15 protein-coding genes are annotated in these 17704 nt (G+C 62.4%); 4 read left to right on the forward strand and 11 right to left on the reverse strand.

Features of this window, described 5'->3' with window-relative positions:
* Positions 1-141 precede the first annotated feature (141 nt).
* On the reverse strand, positions 142-1545 hold the full coding sequence (gene glnA / locus H6X51_RS17920; protein ID WP_185268838.1) for a glutamate--ammonia ligase: 1404 nt from the start codon (positions 1543-1545) through the stop codon (positions 142-144).
* Positions 1546-1867: 322 nt separating this feature from the next.
* Between glnA and thiI the strand changes: the two genes are divergently transcribed.
* Positions 1868-3322, forward strand: a complete 1455-nt coding sequence (thiI, locus tag H6X51_RS17925; protein ID WP_185268839.1) for a tRNA uracil 4-sulfurtransferase ThiI — start codon at positions 1868-1870, stop codon at positions 3320-3322.
* A 119-nt stretch (positions 3323-3441) separates the two neighbouring features.
* Positions 3442-5253: a translational GTPase TypA gene (gene typA, locus H6X51_RS17930; RefSeq protein ID WP_185268840.1), complete on the forward strand. Its 1812-nt coding sequence runs from the start codon at positions 3442-3444 to the stop codon at positions 5251-5253.
* Between the two features lie 110 nt (positions 5254-5363).
* Here the strand turns inward: typA and H6X51_RS17935 are convergent, their stop codons facing one another.
* Positions 5364-6332 carry a lysylphosphatidylglycerol synthase transmembrane domain-containing protein gene (locus H6X51_RS17935; RefSeq protein WP_185268877.1) on the reverse strand — a complete coding sequence of 323 codons (969 nt, stop codon included), beginning with the start codon at positions 6330-6332 and terminating at the stop codon, positions 5364-5366.
* A 166-nt stretch (positions 6333-6498) separates the two neighbouring features.
* Complete coding sequence (locus H6X51_RS17940; protein WP_185268841.1) at positions 6499-7377, reverse strand: LysR family transcriptional regulator; 879 nt, start codon at positions 7375-7377, stop codon at positions 6499-6501.
* A 99-nt stretch (positions 7378-7476) separates the two neighbouring features.
* Here H6X51_RS17940 and H6X51_RS17945 point away from each other — a divergent pair, with 99 nt between their 5' ends.
* Entirely contained in the window at positions 7477-8646 is a 1170-nt protein-coding gene (locus tag H6X51_RS17945; protein WP_185268842.1) for a mandelate racemase/muconate lactonizing enzyme family protein, read from the forward strand.
* Positions 8647-8669: 23 nt separating this feature from the next.
* On the opposite strand, the gene H6X51_RS17950 is transcribed toward H6X51_RS17945, so the two are convergent.
* On the reverse strand, positions 8670-10601 hold the full coding sequence (locus H6X51_RS17950) for a methyl-accepting chemotaxis protein (protein WP_185268843.1): 1932 nt from the start codon (positions 10599-10601) through the stop codon (positions 8670-8672).
* A gap of 214 nt (positions 10602-10815) precedes the next feature.
* Between H6X51_RS17950 and H6X51_RS17955 the strand changes: the two genes are divergently transcribed.
* Positions 10816-11307: a phosphate-starvation-inducible protein PsiE gene (locus H6X51_RS17955; RefSeq protein ID WP_185268844.1), complete on the forward strand. Its 492-nt coding sequence runs from the start codon at positions 10816-10818 to the stop codon at positions 11305-11307.
* Between the two features lie 14 nt (positions 11308-11321).
* On the opposite strand, the gene H6X51_RS17960 is transcribed toward H6X51_RS17955, so the two are convergent.
* The 7 genes from H6X51_RS17960 to ccoG all read right to left on the reverse strand — a co-directional run bounded on the left by H6X51_RS17960 (position 11322) and on the right by ccoG (position 17570).
* Positions 11322-11666: an AzlD domain-containing protein gene (locus H6X51_RS17960; protein ID WP_185268845.1), complete on the reverse strand. Its 345-nt coding sequence runs from the start codon at positions 11664-11666 to the stop codon at positions 11322-11324.
* Positions 11659-12384: an AzlC family ABC transporter permease gene (locus tag H6X51_RS17965; protein ID WP_185268846.1), complete on the reverse strand. Its 726-nt coding sequence runs from the start codon at positions 12382-12384 to the stop codon at positions 11659-11661. Before H6X51_RS17965 ends, H6X51_RS17960 begins: the two co-directional genes overlap by 8 nt.
* Entirely contained in the window at positions 12381-12911 is a 531-nt protein-coding gene (locus H6X51_RS17970; protein ID WP_185268847.1) for a helix-turn-helix domain-containing protein, read from the reverse strand. The genes H6X51_RS17965 and H6X51_RS17970 overlap by 4 nt, the downstream gene beginning before the upstream one ends.
* 170 nt (positions 12912-13081) lie before the next feature.
* Complete coding sequence (locus H6X51_RS17975; RefSeq protein ID WP_185268848.1) at positions 13082-13234, reverse strand: hypothetical protein; 153 nt, start codon at positions 13232-13234, stop codon at positions 13082-13084.
* A complete protein-coding gene (gene ccoN, locus H6X51_RS17980) occupies positions 13224-14636 on the reverse strand; it encodes a cytochrome-c oxidase, cbb3-type subunit I (RefSeq protein ID WP_185268849.1) in 1413 nt (470 codons plus the stop codon). Before ccoN ends, H6X51_RS17975 begins: the two co-directional genes overlap by 11 nt.
* Positions 14637-14735: 99 nt before the next feature.
* On the reverse strand, positions 14736-16145 hold the full coding sequence (gene mapR, locus H6X51_RS17985) for a GntR family transcriptional regulator MpaR (protein WP_185268850.1): 1410 nt from the start codon (positions 16143-16145) through the stop codon (positions 14736-14738).
* Between the two features lie 18 nt (positions 16146-16163).
* A complete protein-coding gene (gene ccoG, locus H6X51_RS17990; RefSeq protein WP_185268851.1) occupies positions 16164-17570 on the reverse strand; it encodes a cytochrome c oxidase accessory protein CcoG in 1407 nt (468 codons plus the stop codon).
* Positions 17571-17704 lie beyond the last annotated feature (134 nt).

Raw genomic sequence — 17704 nt, forward strand, 5'->3', positions numbered from 1 at the left:
CAATAGTAGATAACAGCCTCCTATCCCGCCTTTTGGGTTCGCGAGCGAAGGCGAGGAAATACTTTCACGGTCTCAGGTGCGCTACACCCCATAAAGAAAAGGCGCCCACCAGGGGCGCCTTTGGTCATACCTCAGCCAGGATCAGACGCTGTAGTACAGGTCGTATTCCAGCGGGTGGACGAAGGTACGTACCTTGATCTCCTCGGCGGCCTTCAGCTCGATGAAGGCGTCGATGAAGGTGTCGGAAAATACGCCGCCCTTGGTCAGGAAGGAGCGGTCAGCATCCAGTGCTTCCAGAGCTTCCTTCAGGCTGCCACAGACCTGCGGGATTTCCTTGGCCTCTTCCGGCGGCAGGTCGTACAGGTTCTTGTCGGCGGCATCGCCGGGGTGGATCTTGTTCTGGATGCCATCCAGGCCCGCCATCAGCAGGGCGGCGAAGGCCAGGTAGGGGTTGGCGGCCGGGTCCGGGAAGCGCGCTTCGATGCGACGGGCCTTCGGGCTGGTCACATAGGGAATGCGGATCGAGGCGGAGCGGTTGCGGGCCGAGTAGGCCAGCATCACCGGAGCTTCGAAACCGGGCACCAGGCGCTTGTAGGAGTTGGTCGACGGGTTGGTGAAGGCGTTCAGCGCCTTGCCGTGCTTGATGATGCCACCGATGAAGTACAGCGCGGTATCGGACAGGCCGGCATAACCTTCACCGGAGAAGGTGTTCTTGCCATCCTTGCTGATCGACATGTGCACGTGCATACCGGAGCCGTTGTCGCCGTACAGCGGCTTGGGCATGAAGGTCGCGGTCTTGCCGTAGGCATCGGCAACGTTGTGTACGACGTACTTCAGGTTCTGCACTTCGTCAGCCTTGGCCACCAGGGTGTTGAACTGCACGCCGATCTCGTTCTGGCCAGCGGTAGCCACTTCGTGGTGGTGAACTTCCACGACCTGACCCATCTCCTCCAGTGCGTTGCACATGGCGGTACGGATTTCATGGTCGTGGTCGACCGGCGGCACCGGGAAGTAGCCACCCTTGACGCCCGGACGGTGACCCTTGTTACCGGTCTCGAAGGACGAGTCGGTGTTCCAGGAAGCCTGCTCGGAATAGATCTTGAACATCGAGCCGGAAATGTCGGACTTGAACTTCACTTCGTCGAAGATGAAGAATTCCGGCTCCGGGCCGAAGAACGCGGTGTCGCCGATACCGGTGGACTTCAGGTACTCCTCGGCCAGCCGAGCGATGCTGCGCGGGTCACGCTCGTAGCGCTGCATGGTGGACGGCTCGATGATGTCGCAGACCAGGATCAGGGTCGGCTCTTCGGTGAAGGGGTCGAGCACGGCGGTATTGTCATCGGGCATGAGGATCATGTCGGAAGCTTCAATACCCTTCCAGCCGGCGATGGAGGAGCCATCGAACATCTTGCCTTCTTCGAAGAAGTCCTCATTGACGTCGCGGGCGGGCATGGTCACATGCTGCTGCTTGCCCTTGGTATCGGTGAAGCGCAGGTCCACCCACTTCACGTCAAATTCATTGATCAGTTGAATCGCTTTCGACATGCTGTTCTCCAGAAGAAATCATTTCCAGGTGATGGCCTGGCGCTATCTACTATGTTCATGCGGAGCTCGATATGTTCCGCCGGTTCATTCGTCCGAACAATAACGAGCAAAAGGTGTGCCACTATCGCCAGGCCGCTGAAACCCTTGTTGCACCGAAGTCGAGCGACCACCGCAGGGAATGGCGACCATTATCGCGCACTTAATGGGTGCGTGGAACAGCTGCGATGCACCATATTGAAGCGCTTGTCGGTAATCCGCGCAGTTGCCGGCCAGCGCGGGTATAATGCGCCGCTTTCGCACCGCCGACCGCTGAATTGTCCCTATGAAACTGATTATCAAGTTCTTTGCCGAGATCACCATCAAATCGCCGCAGGTGCGCAAGCGCTTCGTCAGCCAGCTGCGCAAGAATCTCAAGGTGCTGCTGAAGCCGATCGATCCGGAGCTGCGCATCAACGGCAACTGGGACAGCCTCGAAGTGGTCACCGGAGATGATCCGGCGCTGCAGGCCAGGGTCATCGAGCGGCTGTGCAATACCCCCGGCATCAATCACATCCACGAGGTGCGCGAGTACCCCCTGGGCAGCCTGGATGAGCTGGCTGAGCTGTGTGTCGAGCGCTTTGCCGAGCAACTGCGTGGCCGCACCTTTGCCGTGCGTTGCAAGCGGATAGGCAGCCACCCCTTTTCCTCCACTGACGTGAATCGCCAGATCGGCTCCCGACTGATGGAGCGGACCGGCGCCGCTGGGGTATCGCTGACGGACCCGGAAGTGCAGGTGCAACTGGAGATCCGCCAGCAGCGCGTGTTCCTGATCCAGGCGCGGCACGAAGGGCTCGGTGGTTTCCCGCTGGGCACCATGGAGCCGGTACTCAGCCTGATGTCCGGCGGTTTCGACTCCACCGTCGCCAGCTATCAGATGCTGCAGCGCGGTATCCTGCCGCATTTCGTGTTCTTCAATCTCGGCGGGCGCGCCCATGAACTGGGTGTGCGCCAGGTCGCGCACTATTTGTGGGAGCGTTATGCGGCCAGCCATCGCCTGCGCTTCATCAGTGTGCCATTCGAGGGCGTGGTGGCGGAGATCCTGCAGAATGTCGATAACAGCCAGATGGGCGTGGTGCTCAAGCGTATGATGCTGCGTGCTGCCAGCCACATCGCTGCACGTCGCGGTTTCCAGGCACTGGTCACCGGCGAGGCCATCGCCCAGGTCTCCAGCCAGACGCTGCCGAACCTGGCGGCCATCGACCAGGCCAGCGACATGCTGGTGCTGCGCCCGCTGATCACCACCAGCAAGACCGAGATCATCCGCACCGCCCGGCGCATCGGCACCGAGGCCTTCTCCAGCAGCATGCCGGAGTACTGCGGGGTGATTTCGGTGAGCCCGGACATCCACACCAACGCCCGGAAGGTCGCCGCTGCCGAGGCCGGCTTCGATTTCAGCGTGCTGGACGAGGCCATCGAGCAGGCCACCTCCACCGACTGCTGCGATCTGGAACTGGACATGGAAGGCTCGGAAGTCGAGACAGTGCAGCAGGCGCTGGTCGGGCAGGTGGTGCTGGATATCCGCCACCCGGATGAAGAGGAAGCCAAGCCGCTGGTGCTGGAAGGGATAGAAGTACGCAAGGTGCCCTTTTACCAGCTGAACAGCCGTTTCGCCGAACTGGACCCGGGCCGGGCCTATCTTCTGTACTGCGAAAAGGGTGTAATGAGCCAGTTGCATGCCCAGTATCTGCTGGATCGCGGGCATGACAATGTGCGGGTTCTGCGACTGCCCAGGGGCTGATTCAGCCGGCGGTCGCGCCGTTTCGTACAAAAAACATACACTGTCATCTCAGTGTCTGTATAATGCCTGCCTCTTTTTTAGACAGGTACGCCTGTCGCTGCGCAATCCAGGATGCCCCCGTGATCGAGAATCTCCGTAATATCGCCATCATTGCCCACGTTGACCACGGCAAGACCACTCTGGTCGACAAGCTGCTGCGTCTGTCCGGTACCTTGGATCGCAAGGAACTCGAGAACGAGCGCGTCATGGACAGCAACGACCAGGAAAAGGAACGCGGCATCACCATCCTGGCGAAGAACACTGCGCTGAAGTGGAAAGACTACAACATCAATATCGTCGATACCCCCGGCCACGCCGACTTCGGCGGTGAAGTCGAGCGCGTCATGAGCATGGTCGACTGCGTACTGCTGGTAGTCGACTCCATCGACGGCCCCATGCCGCAGACCCGCTTCGTGACCCAGAAGGCCTTCCAGGCCGGTCTCAACCCGATCGTCGTGGTCAACAAGATCGACCGCCCCGGTGCGCGTCCTGACTGGGTAGTGGACCAGATCTTCGATCTGTTCGACAACCTTGGTGCCACCGAAGAACAGCTGGACTTCCCGATCGTCTACGCCAGTGCCCTGAACGGCCTGTCCGGTCTCGACCATGAAAACCTGGCCGATAATATGGACGCGCTGTTCCAGGCCATCGTCGACCACGTACCGGCACCCACTGTCGACGTTGACGGCCCGTTCCAGATGCAGATCTCCCAGCTGGACTACAACAGCTTCCTCGGTGTGATCGGCGTAGGCCGGATCAAGCGCGGCAAGATCAAGACCAATACCCCGGTGGTCGCCATCGGCGCCGATGGCAAGAAGCGCCAGGGCCGTATCCTCAAGATCATGGGCCACTCCGGTCTGCAGCGTGTCGAAGTCGAAGAGGCCCAGGCCGGCGACATCGTCTGCGTCAGCGGTATGGATGAGCTGTTCATCTCCGACACCCTGTGCGACATGAACAATGTCGAGGCGCTGCCGCCGCTGACCGTGGACGAGCCCACCGTATCCATGACCTTCCAGGTCAACGACTCGCCGTTCGCCGGCAAGGAAGGCAAGTTCGTCACCAGCCGCAATATCAAGGAGCGCCTGGAGAAGGAACTGCTGCACAACGTCGCCCTGCGCGTCGAGGAAGGCGATTCGGCGGACAAGTTCAGGGTCTCCGGTCGTGGCGAGCTGCACCTGTCGGTCCTTATCGAAACCATGCGCCGTGAAGGCTTTGAGCTGGCCATCGGTCGCCCGGAAGTGGTGATCAGGGAAGTCGATGGCGAGAAGCAGGAGCCCTACGAGAACGTCATCATCGACATCGAAGAGCAGCACCAGGGTGCGCTGATGGAGCAGATGGGCCTGCGCAAGGGCGATCTGACCAATATGGCACCGGACGGCAAGGGCCGTATCCGCCTGGAATACACCATCCCGGCGCGCGGCCTGATCGGCTTCCGTAACAGCTTCCTGACCATGACCTCGGGCACCGGTATCCTCGCCTCGACCTTCAGCCACTACGGCCCGATCAAGGGCGGCGACGTAGCTCACCGCCAGAACGGCGTGCTGGTGTCCATGGCGACCGGCAAGGCACTGACCTATTCCCTGGAAACCCTGCAGAGCCGCGGCAAGCTGTTCCTCGAGCCTGGCCAGGAAATCTACGAAGGTCAGCTGGCCGGTATCCACAGCCGCGACAACGACCTGGTGATCAACCCCACCAAGGGCAAGAAGCTCGACAACATGCGCGCCTCCGGCAAGGATGAAGTCATCGCCCTGGTGCCGCCGATCAAGTTCACCCTGGAACAGGCGCTGGAGTTCATCGATGACGACGAACTGGTCGAAGTGACACCCAAGTCGATCCGTCTGCGCAAGAAGATTCTTGACGAGAACCAGCGCAAGCGGGCTGCCAAGGGCTGATCCGATCCGCCGCAGCACTGCTTGAAAAGCCCCCGATGGTCAGCGCCTCGGGGGCTTTTTATTTCCAGCATGGGCCGTGCCGGCTTATATGGGTGATAAAAGAGTATGGGTCAGTGATGACCGGACTGAATGAGCTGGCGCGCCTTTTTCAAGCGTTGAAGCAATTGTGAGCGCTCGAACATCAGTACGAATACCAGCGATATGGCAAACGGGATCAACAGGTAGAGAAACCGGAAGACCAGCAGGGCGGCCAGCAGGGCGGCCGGGTCCATATCCGGCAGCGCCAGGAAAAACAGCACTTCCAGCACACCGAGACCACCCGGTGCATGGGACAGCATGGCCGCGGAAAAGGAGGCTACAAAAATGCCCAGCACGATCAGGTAGCCGGGGTTGCTTTCGGCGGGTAGCGCAAAATAGATGATGCCGGCGGCCGCCAGCACTTCCAGTGGGCCAATCACCAACTGGGCCAGTACGATCGGGGGGCGAGGATACTCAACCTTGAAACTGCGGATCTGCAGCGGTTTCAACCGACGCAGGCTGCCAAATACATACAGTGTGATGATCGCCAGCAAGCAGACCCCCACGGTATATCCGCCCCAGATCGGGAAGTCGGATATGAAATAACTCAGTAGCTGGGGGTTCAGGATCAGAGAGATACCGCCCAGAAAGATGCAGGCCAGCGAAAAGGTAATGGAGCAGAAGGCGATCAGTACGCCTACCTCCATGCCGTCCAGCCCTTTGGAGGTATAGGCGCGATAACGAATGATGGCGCCGGACAGGACGGATGCGCCAATATTGTGCGCCACCGAATAGGTCGTGAAGGAGCAGGCGAAAACGAAAGGGAAGGGCAGGCGCCTGTGCAGATGACGCAGTGCCATCAGGTCGTATCCAGCCAGTGCGGAAAAGGCCAGTACCGTACAGCAAACGGCCAGAATCCAGTGCGATACCGTGATGGCGTGCAGGCTGAACAGCACGTCATCCATGGATATGTCGCGAAGCTGGTGATACAGCAGCCAGATTGAAAAGGTGACAGCTATCAGACCAACCAGCGGCCAAAGATAATCTTTGGTTAAGCGCATTCTGTTTCCTTTGGGGAAGCAACAGTCTCCATCGGGCTGAGGCAACACAGTAATATCGAGGTATACAGGCCGGGTACTGCTCAAGCGCGATTATTGTACCGCTTCGAAGCCCTCTGAGTCCTACTGACCCTTGTAACCGACTTTTACGTTGATGAAGCGCTGTCGCTCAGCCATCCGCCAGGGCGTCCCAGAACGCTTCGGCAAAGCCATTGAGGGCTGTGGCCGGGCGTGTGAGATGAATCTCCAGGGGGATATCCCAGCTCTCGTCGAGCGCCCTGGTCAGCCGTCCATCCATGACCTCCTGCTCGGTCAGGCTTTTCGGCAACCAGGCGATACCCTTGCCCTCGAGCGCCATCGACATCAGGACGGCGGCCAGATGGCTGCTGAACAAGGGGTTGAGCTGGAGCCCGTCCTGCTTGCCCTGCAGATGGTGATCGATGATCCGTCCGAGTCCTGACTCCTCGGTATAAGCCAGGTAGGGAATGGACGGCTGCCTGCTATCGATGCGCGCGGCAGGGCTGGCGAGAGGAATCAGCAGGTCGCCGCCGACCTTTTTGCTGACATACTGGTCCGGCGGCAGCAGCGGCGGTACCTCGGGGTGACGATGGCACAGCAGGAACTGTACCTGGCCATGCCCCAGCATCTGTTCGCAACTGGCCATGCTGTCGGAATGCAGGCGGACTGCCTCAATCGGCGTGCCCCTTTCCGCGCCTCTGATCCACCGAGGGAAGAAGGTGAAGGACAGCGAATGCGTGGCGGCGAATTGCAGTACCCGCGCGGCCTTGCCGGCGATCTCCCGGGCCTCCGAGCGTATGCGATAGAGCCTGGCCACCTCTTCCCGCACACTGGGCAGGATGAGCTTTCCTGCTTCCGTAAGCGTCGCGCCTTGCGGTGTCCGGGTGAATAGCTCCACTCCCATCCAGCCCTCCAGCGTGCGGATTCTGCGACTGAAGGCGGGTTGCGTAACGTGTCGTGCGTCGGCTGCACGAATGAAGCTGCCGTTCTCCGCGAGTGCGATGAAGTCTTCCAGCCAGACAAGTTCCATGGGCAATGCCGTTTCAGCATGGGGGGCGGAATTAATAGCATTGGACGCTGTTTTTGGCCAGGCATACCTTGAGCCCTCCCACAGCAAGAGGAGTGCTCCATGCGTATCGTCGACATCCGCGAAAAGACCGTTTCCATCGCCTCGCCCATCGCTAACGCCTACATCGATTTCTCCAGGATGACCTGTTCCGTGGTGGCGGTCATCACTGACGTCATACGCGACGGCAAGCCGGTGATCGGCTACGGCTTCAACTCCAACGGCCGCTATGGCCAGGGCGCACTGATGCGTGACCGTTTCCTGGCTCGCATCACTGAAGCCGACCCTGAATCGTTGCTCGATCGGGAAAATGACAACCTCGATCCGTTTGCCATCTGGAAGACCCTGATGACCAACGAGAAGCCTGGCGGCCATGGTGAGCGCTCGGTGGCGGTAGGCACCATCGACATGGCCGTCTGGGACGCCGTGGCGAAGATCGAGGGCAAGCCCCTGTATCGCCTGTTGGCGGACCGCTACCGTGGCGGCAAGGCCGACGATAGAGTCTGGGTCTACGCCGCCGGTGGCTACTACTATCCGGGCAAGGACGATACCAAGCTGCAGGACGAAATGCGTGGTTATCTGGATCGCGGCTACGAGGTGGTCAAGATGAAGATCGGGGCCGCCCCATTGGCCGATGACATCCGCCGTATCGAAGCGGTGATCAAGGTGGTCGGCGATGGTCGCCGTCTGGCCGTCGATGCCAATGGTCGCTTCGACCTGCAGACTGCGATTGCCTACGCCGAAGCACTCAAACCCTACAACCTGTTCTGGTATGAAGAAGCGGGTGACCCGCTGGATTATGCCCTGCAGGCTGAACTTGCCAACCACTACGAGCTGCCGATGGCAACCGGGGAAAACCTCTTCTCCCATCAGGACGCCCGTAACCTGCTACGCCACGGCGGCATGCGCCCTGAGCGTGACTACCTGCAGTTCGATTGCGCCCTGTCCTATGGCCTGGTCGAGTACATGCGTACCCTGGAGGTCATGGAGGAAATGGGCTGGTCGTCCCGCCGTGTCGTGCCGCATGGCGGCCATCAGATGTCGCTGAATATCGCGGCCGGCCTGCACCTTGGCGGCAACGAATCCTACCCGGACGTGTTCCAGCCGTTCGGCGGTTTTGCCGATGGCATCCGCGTTGAAAATGGCTTCGTGGGGCTGCCGGATATCCCCGGTGTCGGTTTCGAGGCGAAAACCGCACTGTACAAGGTGATGCGCGAGCTGGGCGAGAGCTGAGCCCAGGTCCAGCCCGCTGCCCCTTATACGCGGAACTGCTGCACCAGTGAGCGCAGCTGTTCGGCCAGTTGTGCCAGCGATTCGCTGGCCTGGGTCGATTGCTCCACGCTCTGGCTGGTCTGCTCGGCCACATCGTTGATGCCATGAATGTTCTGGTTGATCTCGCGGGCGGTGGCGCTCTGCTCTTCGGCGGCGCTGGCGATCTGCTGCATCATCTCGTCGATCAGCAGCACGCCCTGGGCGATGCGCTCCAGCGCTTCGTCGGTCTCGCCGATGCGCCCGACGGTATTCTGTGCGCTTTCGCGGCTGCCGTGCATGACCTTCTCGGCGCGTACGGCGCCGCTTTGCAGCTTCTCGATGGTTGCCTGAATTTCGGTGGTCGAATCCTTGGTGCGGCTGGCCAGGGAGCGTACCTCGTCTGCGACCACGGCGAAGCCCCGGCCGCTTTCGCCGGCCCGCGCGGCCTCGATGGCGGCGTTCAGGGCCAGCAGGTTGGTCTGCTCGGCGATGTTCTCGATCACCTGCAATACCGAGCCGATCCGGTCACTGTCGCCCTTGAGCTCGCTGACCACGCCGACGGCATTGTCGATATCCTCGGCCAGATGGTTGATCGCATCCACGGTGTCCGCCACCACGCTGCGCCCCTGGTTGGCATCGCCGGTCGCCTGGCGGGCGCTGTCGGCAGCGCGCAGGGTGTTGCGCGCCACTTCTTCGACAGTGGCGGTCATCTCGTTCATCGCCGCCGCGGCGCTGGTGATCTGGGTATTCTGGTGCTGCATGCCGGCTTCGGTCCCTTCGTTGACCTGGGCCAGCTCGGTGGCGGCCGCCGCCACCTGCTCGGAATACTGGCTGACCTCGCCGAGCATGGTCCGCAGACTGCCCTGCATGGTGTGGATGGAGGCCAGCAGGCTGGTATTGTCACCCGCTTTCAACTGGATATCCGCGGTCAGATCACCTTCGGCGACCTGATGCACGATGGTTGCCGCATATTCCGGATCGCCGCCCAGTGTGCGTACCACCGAGCGTACCAGCAGCAGGCAGGCGAACACGGCGATGACGATAATGACCAGGGTCACCAGCACCAGGGTCCAGAAAATCGAATCGATTCCGGCCAGGGCCACGGCCCGTTCGGTCTCCAGCACCAGCCCCCAGCCCAGTAGCGGAATGAAGCTGTAGCTGCCGACTACCTTGACGCCGGCGGCATTGTCATACAATCCCACGCCGCTGCGCCCCGAGGCGACCGCGCGCCCCGCCTCGCTGTCGACCGGATGCTCCATACCGCGCAGCGACGCCGCCTGGGTGACCGGCGCACCGGCACTGTCCAGCAGAAAGATTTCCGAGCCTTCGCCACGGGCCAGTTCGCTGACCCGGCTGAGAATGGTGTCGATCCGCACCGCCCCGCGTATCACCCCGACGATCTGCTGGCCGCGACGTACCGGGATGGCCACGGTACTCACGCGATTACCGGTGGCCCGGGAGATGACCGGTTGGGAAAAACTGTCGGTCCCGCTGATCGCCTGGCGGAACCAGTCGCGGTCGGCCACATCGAAGGCCTCGGCCTCGTCGGCGCTCAACACCTGTGCGCGCCCGTCATAGCTCACCCCTACCACGCCCCGGCCATCGGGTGCGACGAAAAAGATCGTATCGTAGAAGCCCTGGGCGCTGGCGATGCGTTCGAACAGATGTTCCAGCTGCTGTTCATCGAGATCGCGGGCCGCATCCAGGCTGGCCAGGTAGCGCATCTCGTCCTGCCGTGCCAGAGCCCAGTCGACGAAGGAGGCGGCGTTCAGCTCGCCGGTAACCCGCAATTCATCAAGCGTGGCGCGGGTAAAGGACTCACGGTAGGACACGAACACCAGGCTGGTCACGGTCAGTACCGCGGCCAGCACCAGAGCGACGATCATCAGTGTCAGCCGGGTACCGAAACCCAGGGAAGCAGAGCGGGCGGAGAACATTTTCGACTCCTTGAGAGTTCTCGGGATTACATCCAGGGTATCGACAGAAAACACTCGATCTTTATTGATATCGCCAGTTGGCATTCGGGCATTGACAGCGCACAGGCCAGGCTGCAACGTACCGCGGGACGTTTATCCATTTGGGTATCGAGGCCGTGCGCCGCACTGGGGAGCCGCCTGCGGTCATGTGACGCGGGCTGATGGGGGAGTGACTATGAACAAGATCAAGCGCACGCGTGACAGCATGCACGGGTTGGCCGATTCGCTGGGCAACCTGCTGATGGAGGCGTTCCATTACCTGGCGCTGTTCGGCATCGGGGTGGTGACGGCCTGGGGTGGAGTGATGGCCTTTATCGGCATGCTCGAGAAGGGCCAGTTCACCGTGGATGACATCCTGCTGCTGTTCATCTACCTGGAATTGGCGGCGATGGTCGGTATCTACTTCAAGACCAACCACATGCCGATCCGCTTCATGATCTATGTGGCGATCACTGCACTGACGCGGCTGCTGATTTCCGATATCTCGCATAACCATCAGCCGGGGTGGGGCGTGGTCATGGTATCCGGGGCGATACTGCTGCTGGCGCTGGCGATCCTGGTGGTGCGCTATGCCTCGGCGCGCTTCCCGGCGGTCAGCGCCGGACCCTGGCAACGGGCGCGCAACCGCGAGGATGCCAGCGCCGAGCGTGACGACCTGGATGACTGAACTGGCTCGGCCTTTCAGCCGGCGAGGCCGGCCAGCAGCTTCACCGCACCGTACATCGCCACGCCGGCAAACACCGGCCAGCCCAGCGAGCGGGTCCGATGCCAGACGTACAGCGTCAGCAGCACTCCGCAGGCGGTCGCCAGCCAGGAAGACAGCGTAAGGCTGGCCGGCACCAGCGATACACCGAACATGGCGGCGATCATCGACGGACCGAGCACGCTGAGCCAGGCGGGCATGGCCTCGAGGCTGTTGTCCTGGCGCCGCGCCAGGTGGCGCTGCATCCATAACATCGGTAGCAGGCGCATCAGCAGGGTGCCCAGCGCGGCGGCCAGCATGGCGATCCACAGCGCGCTATCCATGGCGCTTGCCTCCTGTCCTGGTACTGTTCAGCGCCTGGAACAGCAGGGCGCCACAGGCCGCCGCCAGCGGGATGGCCGCATTCGGCCAGCCATTGAGCGTCAGCAGCAGGGCGATCAGGGTGGTGGCGCCGAGGGCGATGGCCCAGGGCCGGGAGTCGAAGCGCGGCGCCAGCAGCACCAGGAACAGCGCCGGCAGGGCGAACGGCATGACCTCGCCGAGCAGCGGCCAGCGCTGGGTCAGCTCCCGACCGGCTACGGCGCCCAGCGCGGTGCCGGCGATCCAGCTGAACCAGGCCAGCAGTGCCGCCCCGGTATACCAGCCCACGCGCTCGGCCGGTGCCAGCTGCGGCAGGCGGCTATGGGCCAGGGCGAAGATCTGGTCGGTCAGGCCATGCATCAGCCATGGCCACCAGCGGTTGGCGGGTAGCCAGGGCGCCAGGTTCGGGCCGTAGACCATGTGTCGGGCATTGATCAGCAGCGTCATCACCACCACCAGCCATAATGGGGCGCCGGAGGCGACCATGGCGACGAACAGGAACTGCGATGCCCCGGCATAGATGAACACCGAGATGAGCACCGCTTCCCAGACACTGAAGCTGGCCTGGACAGCGATCAGGCCGAAGGATATCGCCACCGGGATATAGCCGCCCAGCAGCGGAATCGCCTCGCGCATGCCGGCCAGCCAGGGGCTGGTGCCGGAGAGGGTGGTGGAACTCATGCGCCTGTCTCCTCCCCGGCGTAGATGATGACGACCAGTAGCGTGGCGCCGGTGTCGCCGGTCCGGTACAGGTGCGGGCGATCGGCGGCGAAGCTGTGGCTCTGCCCCGCCGACAGCAATCGGCTGCCGTCCTGGGTACCGATCTCCAGTTGCCCGCTGAGCAGGGTGATCGACTCGCGGGTACCGGCGGAGTGGGGCTCGGCCTGGCGCAGGGTATGCGGTGCGCAGCTCATCCAGTAGGCATCGACCCGCGGCTCGCCATTGCCCTGGTCGACCAGGCGCACCTGCACGCCAGCGTCCTCCACCGGCACGCTCAGGGGCGCGATCAGGTCGCCGAAGGGCACCTGCAGGCGCGTGGCCAGGCGCCAGATGGTATCCAGCGTAGGGTTGCCATTGCCCTGCTCCAGACGCGACAGGTTGGACTTGGCGATACCGGCATCGGCGGCAAGCTGGGACAGCGACAGGCCGCGCTGATGGCGCAGGCGCTGGAGATGGTGCCCCAGGGCATCGAGGCTGAGTTTATCCATGGTGGGCTCACGAACGTTCTATTTATCGAACGTTCTATAGATGGAACGCCTGCTTGTCAATCCGTCGCAGCGCCGAACCATGGCAGGCCGGGTTCCATTCCGGCCAGCGGCATGCCGGGCGAGCGCCCATGTCGAGGTGGAACTCGACAGGGCCTGTCTCGGGCCGTCCGTCAGAAGCGCAGACTATCCTCCGGCGGCGGCTCCTCCAGCAATGCCAGTCTGGCTGCCTGGTCGAGTTCATCGTTGCGATAACGGCTGAGCGTCTTGCTGACCGCCAGATAGAAGCCGATGACGATGAAAAGCATCAGGAATTCAACTGGCATGCTGCAGCACCTCGGATGGTGAGTGGGGTTGTTTCAGGGTAAGCCAGCTGTTGAGCAGCATCAACAACATACCGACCAGAAAACACAGGCCACCGACCCAGCGCACGATGAAACCCGGATGGCTGGCCTCCAGCGCCTCGACGAAGGAATAGGTCAGGGTGCCGTCGACGTTCACTGCGCGCCACATCAGGCCCTGGGTGATGCCGTTGACCCACATGGAGACGATGTACAGTACGGTGCCGATGGTCGCCAGCCAGAAGTGCGCGTTGATCATGCCAACGCTGTACATCTGCTGGCGGCCGAAGACCTTCGGTATCAGGTGGTACAGCGAGCCGATGGAGATCATGGCCACCCAGCCCAGGGCGCCGGCGTGTACGTGGCCGATAGTCCAGTCGGTGTAGTGCGACAGGGCGTTGACGGTCTTGATCGCCATCATCGGACCTTCGAAGGTGGACATGCCGTAGAACGCCAGGGCCACGACCAGGAAGCGCAGGATCGGGTCGGTGCGCAGTTTGTGCCAGGCGCCGGACAGGGTCATCATGCCGTTGATCATGCCGCCCCAGGAGGGTGCCAGCAGGATCAGCGACATCACCATGCCGAGGGTCTGTGCCCAGTCAGGCAGAGCGGTGTAGTGCAGGTGGTGCGGGCCGGCCCAGATGTACAGGCCGATCAGCGCCCAGAAGTGCACGATCGACAGGCGGTAGGAGTACACCGGGCGATTGGTCTGCTTGGGCACGAAGTAATACATCATGCCGAGAAAACCGGTGGTCAGGAAGAAACCCACCGCATTGTGGCCGTACCACCACTGCACCATGGCATCGGTGGCGCCCGCATAGATCGGGTAGGACTTGAACCAGCTGACCGGGATGGCCAGGTGGTTGACGATATGCAGTACACCGATGGTGATGATGAAAGCGGCAAAGAACCAGTTGGCCACATAGATGTGTTTGGTCTTGCGCCGGGCGACGGTGGCGAAGAACACCACCGCATAGGTGATCCAGACGATGGCCATCCACACCGCGCCGGTGAATTCGATCTCGGCATATTCCTTGGTGGTGGTCAGGCCCAGGGGCAGTGTGACCAGCAGGATCAGCATGGTCAGCTGCCAGCCCCAGAAAGTGAAGGCGGCCAGCCTGTTGAAGGCCAGCGGTGTCTGGCAGGTACGCTGGACGATGTAGTAGCTGGTGGCGAACTGGGCGCAGCCGGCAAAGCCGAAGATCACCAGGCTGGTATGCAAGGGGCGCAGGCGTCCGAAGCTGGTCCAGGGCAGGTCGAAGTTCAGTTGCGGCCAGACCAGTTGGGCGGCGATGAACACCCCCAGCGCCATGCCCAGGGCTCCCCAGACCAGCGTCATGATGGTGAACTGGCGCACCACACGATAGTTGTAGGCATTGGTGTGCATGAAGACTTCCGATATTCAGAATGCGAAGAAAATGATGCGCCCCACTCTAATGTTCGAGCGGGGCGGGCAACAGATTCAGGCGTGGCTGAATTTGGCGGATCAGAACGACCGCAACATCCGTCCCAGCAGCTCCATCGCCTGCTCGCTGTCCGGCCCCCAGGCGTGGCCGTGATTCAGCCGCGCACAATGGCGAAAACCCTGACTGGCGGAGAAGATCGGGCCCGGGGCCAGGCTGATGCCCTGGGCCAGAGCCAGCCGGAACAGCTGCAACGAGTCGACCTGTTCGGGAAACTCGAACCACAGGAAGTAGCCACCGCCGGGGCGGGTGACCCGGGTGCCTTGCGGGAAGTGCCGGGCCGCCGAGGCGAGCATGGCCTCCTGCTGGCGCTGCAGGGCATGGCGCAGCTTGCGCAGGTGGCGATCGTAGCCGCCATGCTGCAGGTAGTCGGCGATCGCGGTCTGGGCTGGCACCGAGGGTGAGATGGTGGTCATCAGCTTGAGCCGGGCGATGCGTTCGGTAAAGCGCCCGCCGGCCACCCAGCCGACCCGGTAGCCGGGCGCCAGGGTCTTGGAGAAGGAGCCGCAGTGGATCACCAGACCATCGCGGTCCAGACCCTTGATCGGCATCGGTGGGCGCTCGCCATAGTGCAGTTCGGCGTAGACATCGTCCTCGATCAGCGGCACCTGATGTGCGTGCAGCAGTTCGTACAGCTGTTGCTTGCGGCTGTCATCCAGGCTGGCGCCAAGCGGGTTCTGAAAGCTGCTCATGAACCAGCAGGCCTTGATCGGCAGGCTGCCCAGGCGCTCGCGCAGTACCTGCAGGTCGATACCGTCGCGCGGATGCACCGGGATCTCCACCGCCTTGAGCTGCAGCCGCTCCAGCACCTGCAGGCAGGCGTAGAAGGTCGGCGACTCGATGGCCACCAGGTCGCCAGCCTGGGTCACGCTCTGCAGCCCGAGGTTGAGCGCTTCCAGCGCACCGTTGGTGATCACCAGCTCCTCCATCGGCAGCATCACGCCGCTGACCATGTAGCGCAGGGCGATCTGGCGCATCAGGTCGGGGTTGCCGGCGGTCATGTCGGCGATGATGTCGTGCGGAGACAGGTTGCGCAGGCTATGGGTCATGGAGCGGGCCAGGCGGGCCAGCGGGAACAGGTCGGGGCTGGGGAAGGCCGAGCCGAAGGGCACGGTATGCGGGTTCTTCAGCGAGCCGAGCACCGAGAACACCAGTTCGCTGACACCGACCTCGGTGGTCGGCTGCGCCGCCGGGTTGGCTTGTGGTTCCGGCAGGGGCAGCCCGGCCAGGCTGCGGACGAAGTAGCCGGAGCGTGCCCTGGCCTGGATCAGGCCGCGGTCTTCAAGCAGATAGTAGGCCTGGAACACAGTCGATGGGCTGACGCCATAGCTCTGGCTGGCCTGGCGCACCGAGGGGATGCGTTCCCCCGGCGCCAGGATGCCGTTGCGGATCAGCTCGGCGATGGTGTCGGCCAGGCGTTCATAGCGTTTCATTGGTGTGTTCCCCTGGACTCAGTACCTGACCGGCGCCAGGAAGGTTGATTCGGCCACAACCGGGGCACTGCTGTCATCCTCTATCGACAGCACGAAGCTGATCCGCTGGCGCGCCGGCGGCGGTTGCTCACCGGTCCACACCACACTGAGCGGCAGGTCGCGGATATCCTCGGCACCCAACTGCAGGCTTACCGGTGCCGCGAGCTGCAGCCCGTCGGCGGCGTCCAGTGTCAATTGGTAATGGCCGGCCTGCTGGCGCTTGTTGATCACCTTGAGGCTGTAGGTGTTCTCCAACTGACCGGCACTGTTTTCGCGGAACAGATTGCTGCGGTCCCGGGTAACGTCCAGCGACATCAGCGGACGATCCAACAGCGCCATCACGAACAGGCCGATCATCAACACCAGCATGCCGCCATAGCCTAGCAGCCGTGGCCGCAACCAGCGGGTATGGCCGCCCTGCAGGGCCTTTTCCGAGGTATAGCGGACCAGCCCACGGGCATAGCCCATCCTGTCCATGATGCTGTCGCAGGCGTCGATGCAGGCGGCGCAGGCTATGCACTCGAACTGCAGCCCGTCGCGGATATCGATGCCGGTCGGGCAGACCTGCACGCACAGGTTGCAGTCGATGCAGTCGCCCAAACCCAGGGCAGCAGGGTCGCTGTCCCGACGCCTGGGTCCGCGTTGCTCGCCGCGCTCGGCGTCGTAGGCGATGACCAGGGTGTCGCTGTCGAACATCACGCTCTGGAAGCGTCCATAGGGGCACATGTCGCGGCAGACCTTCTCGCGCAGCCAGCCGGCGTTGATATAGGTGGCCGCAGTGAAGAAGAACAGCCAGAACGCCGCCTGGGCGCCCAGACCGAGGCTCACCAGGTCCGTGGCCAGTTCGCGGATCGGCGTGAAGTAGCCGACGAAGGTCAGTGCCGTGACCAGGCTCACCGTCAGCCAGATGGCATGCTTGGCGCCGCGGCGCAGCAGCTTGTTCAGTGACCAGGGCGCCGCATCCAGGCGGATGCGCTGGTGTCGGTCGCCCTCGGTGATCTTTTCCGCCCACATGAAGATCCAGGTCCATACGCTTTGCGGGCAGGTATAGCCGCACCAGATGCGCCCGGCCACCACGGTGATGAAGAACAGGCCGAAGGCGGCGATGATCAGGATCGCCGACAGCAGGATCAGATCCTGTGGCCAGAAGGTGGCGCCGAAGATATGGAACTTGCGGCTGGCCAGGTCCCAGAGCACCGCCTGGCGCTGGTTCCAGTTCAGCCAGGCGGTGCCGAAGAACAGCAGGAACAGCAGGCCGGCACCGAGCAGGCGCAGTTGTCGGTAGCGGCCATTGAAGCTGCGCGTGTGGATCGGGCCGCCAGCGGCGGCGGGCGTCATGCGCGCGGGTGCGGGATCGATGATCCTGGCGGGAATGCGATTGCTCATGGTGTACCCCATCAGTCGTGAATCAGGCTGATGGGATGATCGCCATCCCGTCTGATACATAACAGACTCAGGTTTTGATGAAAAAACCATATCAGCGGCAAAGGCGCATGGTTCGGGCGTGGTGCATTGTCGCA

The sequence above is a fragment of the Halopseudomonas xiamenensis genome (assembly GCF_014219065.1).
GTDB classification, from domain to species: Bacteria; Pseudomonadota; Gammaproteobacteria; order Pseudomonadales; family Pseudomonadaceae; genus Halopseudomonas; species Halopseudomonas xiamenensis.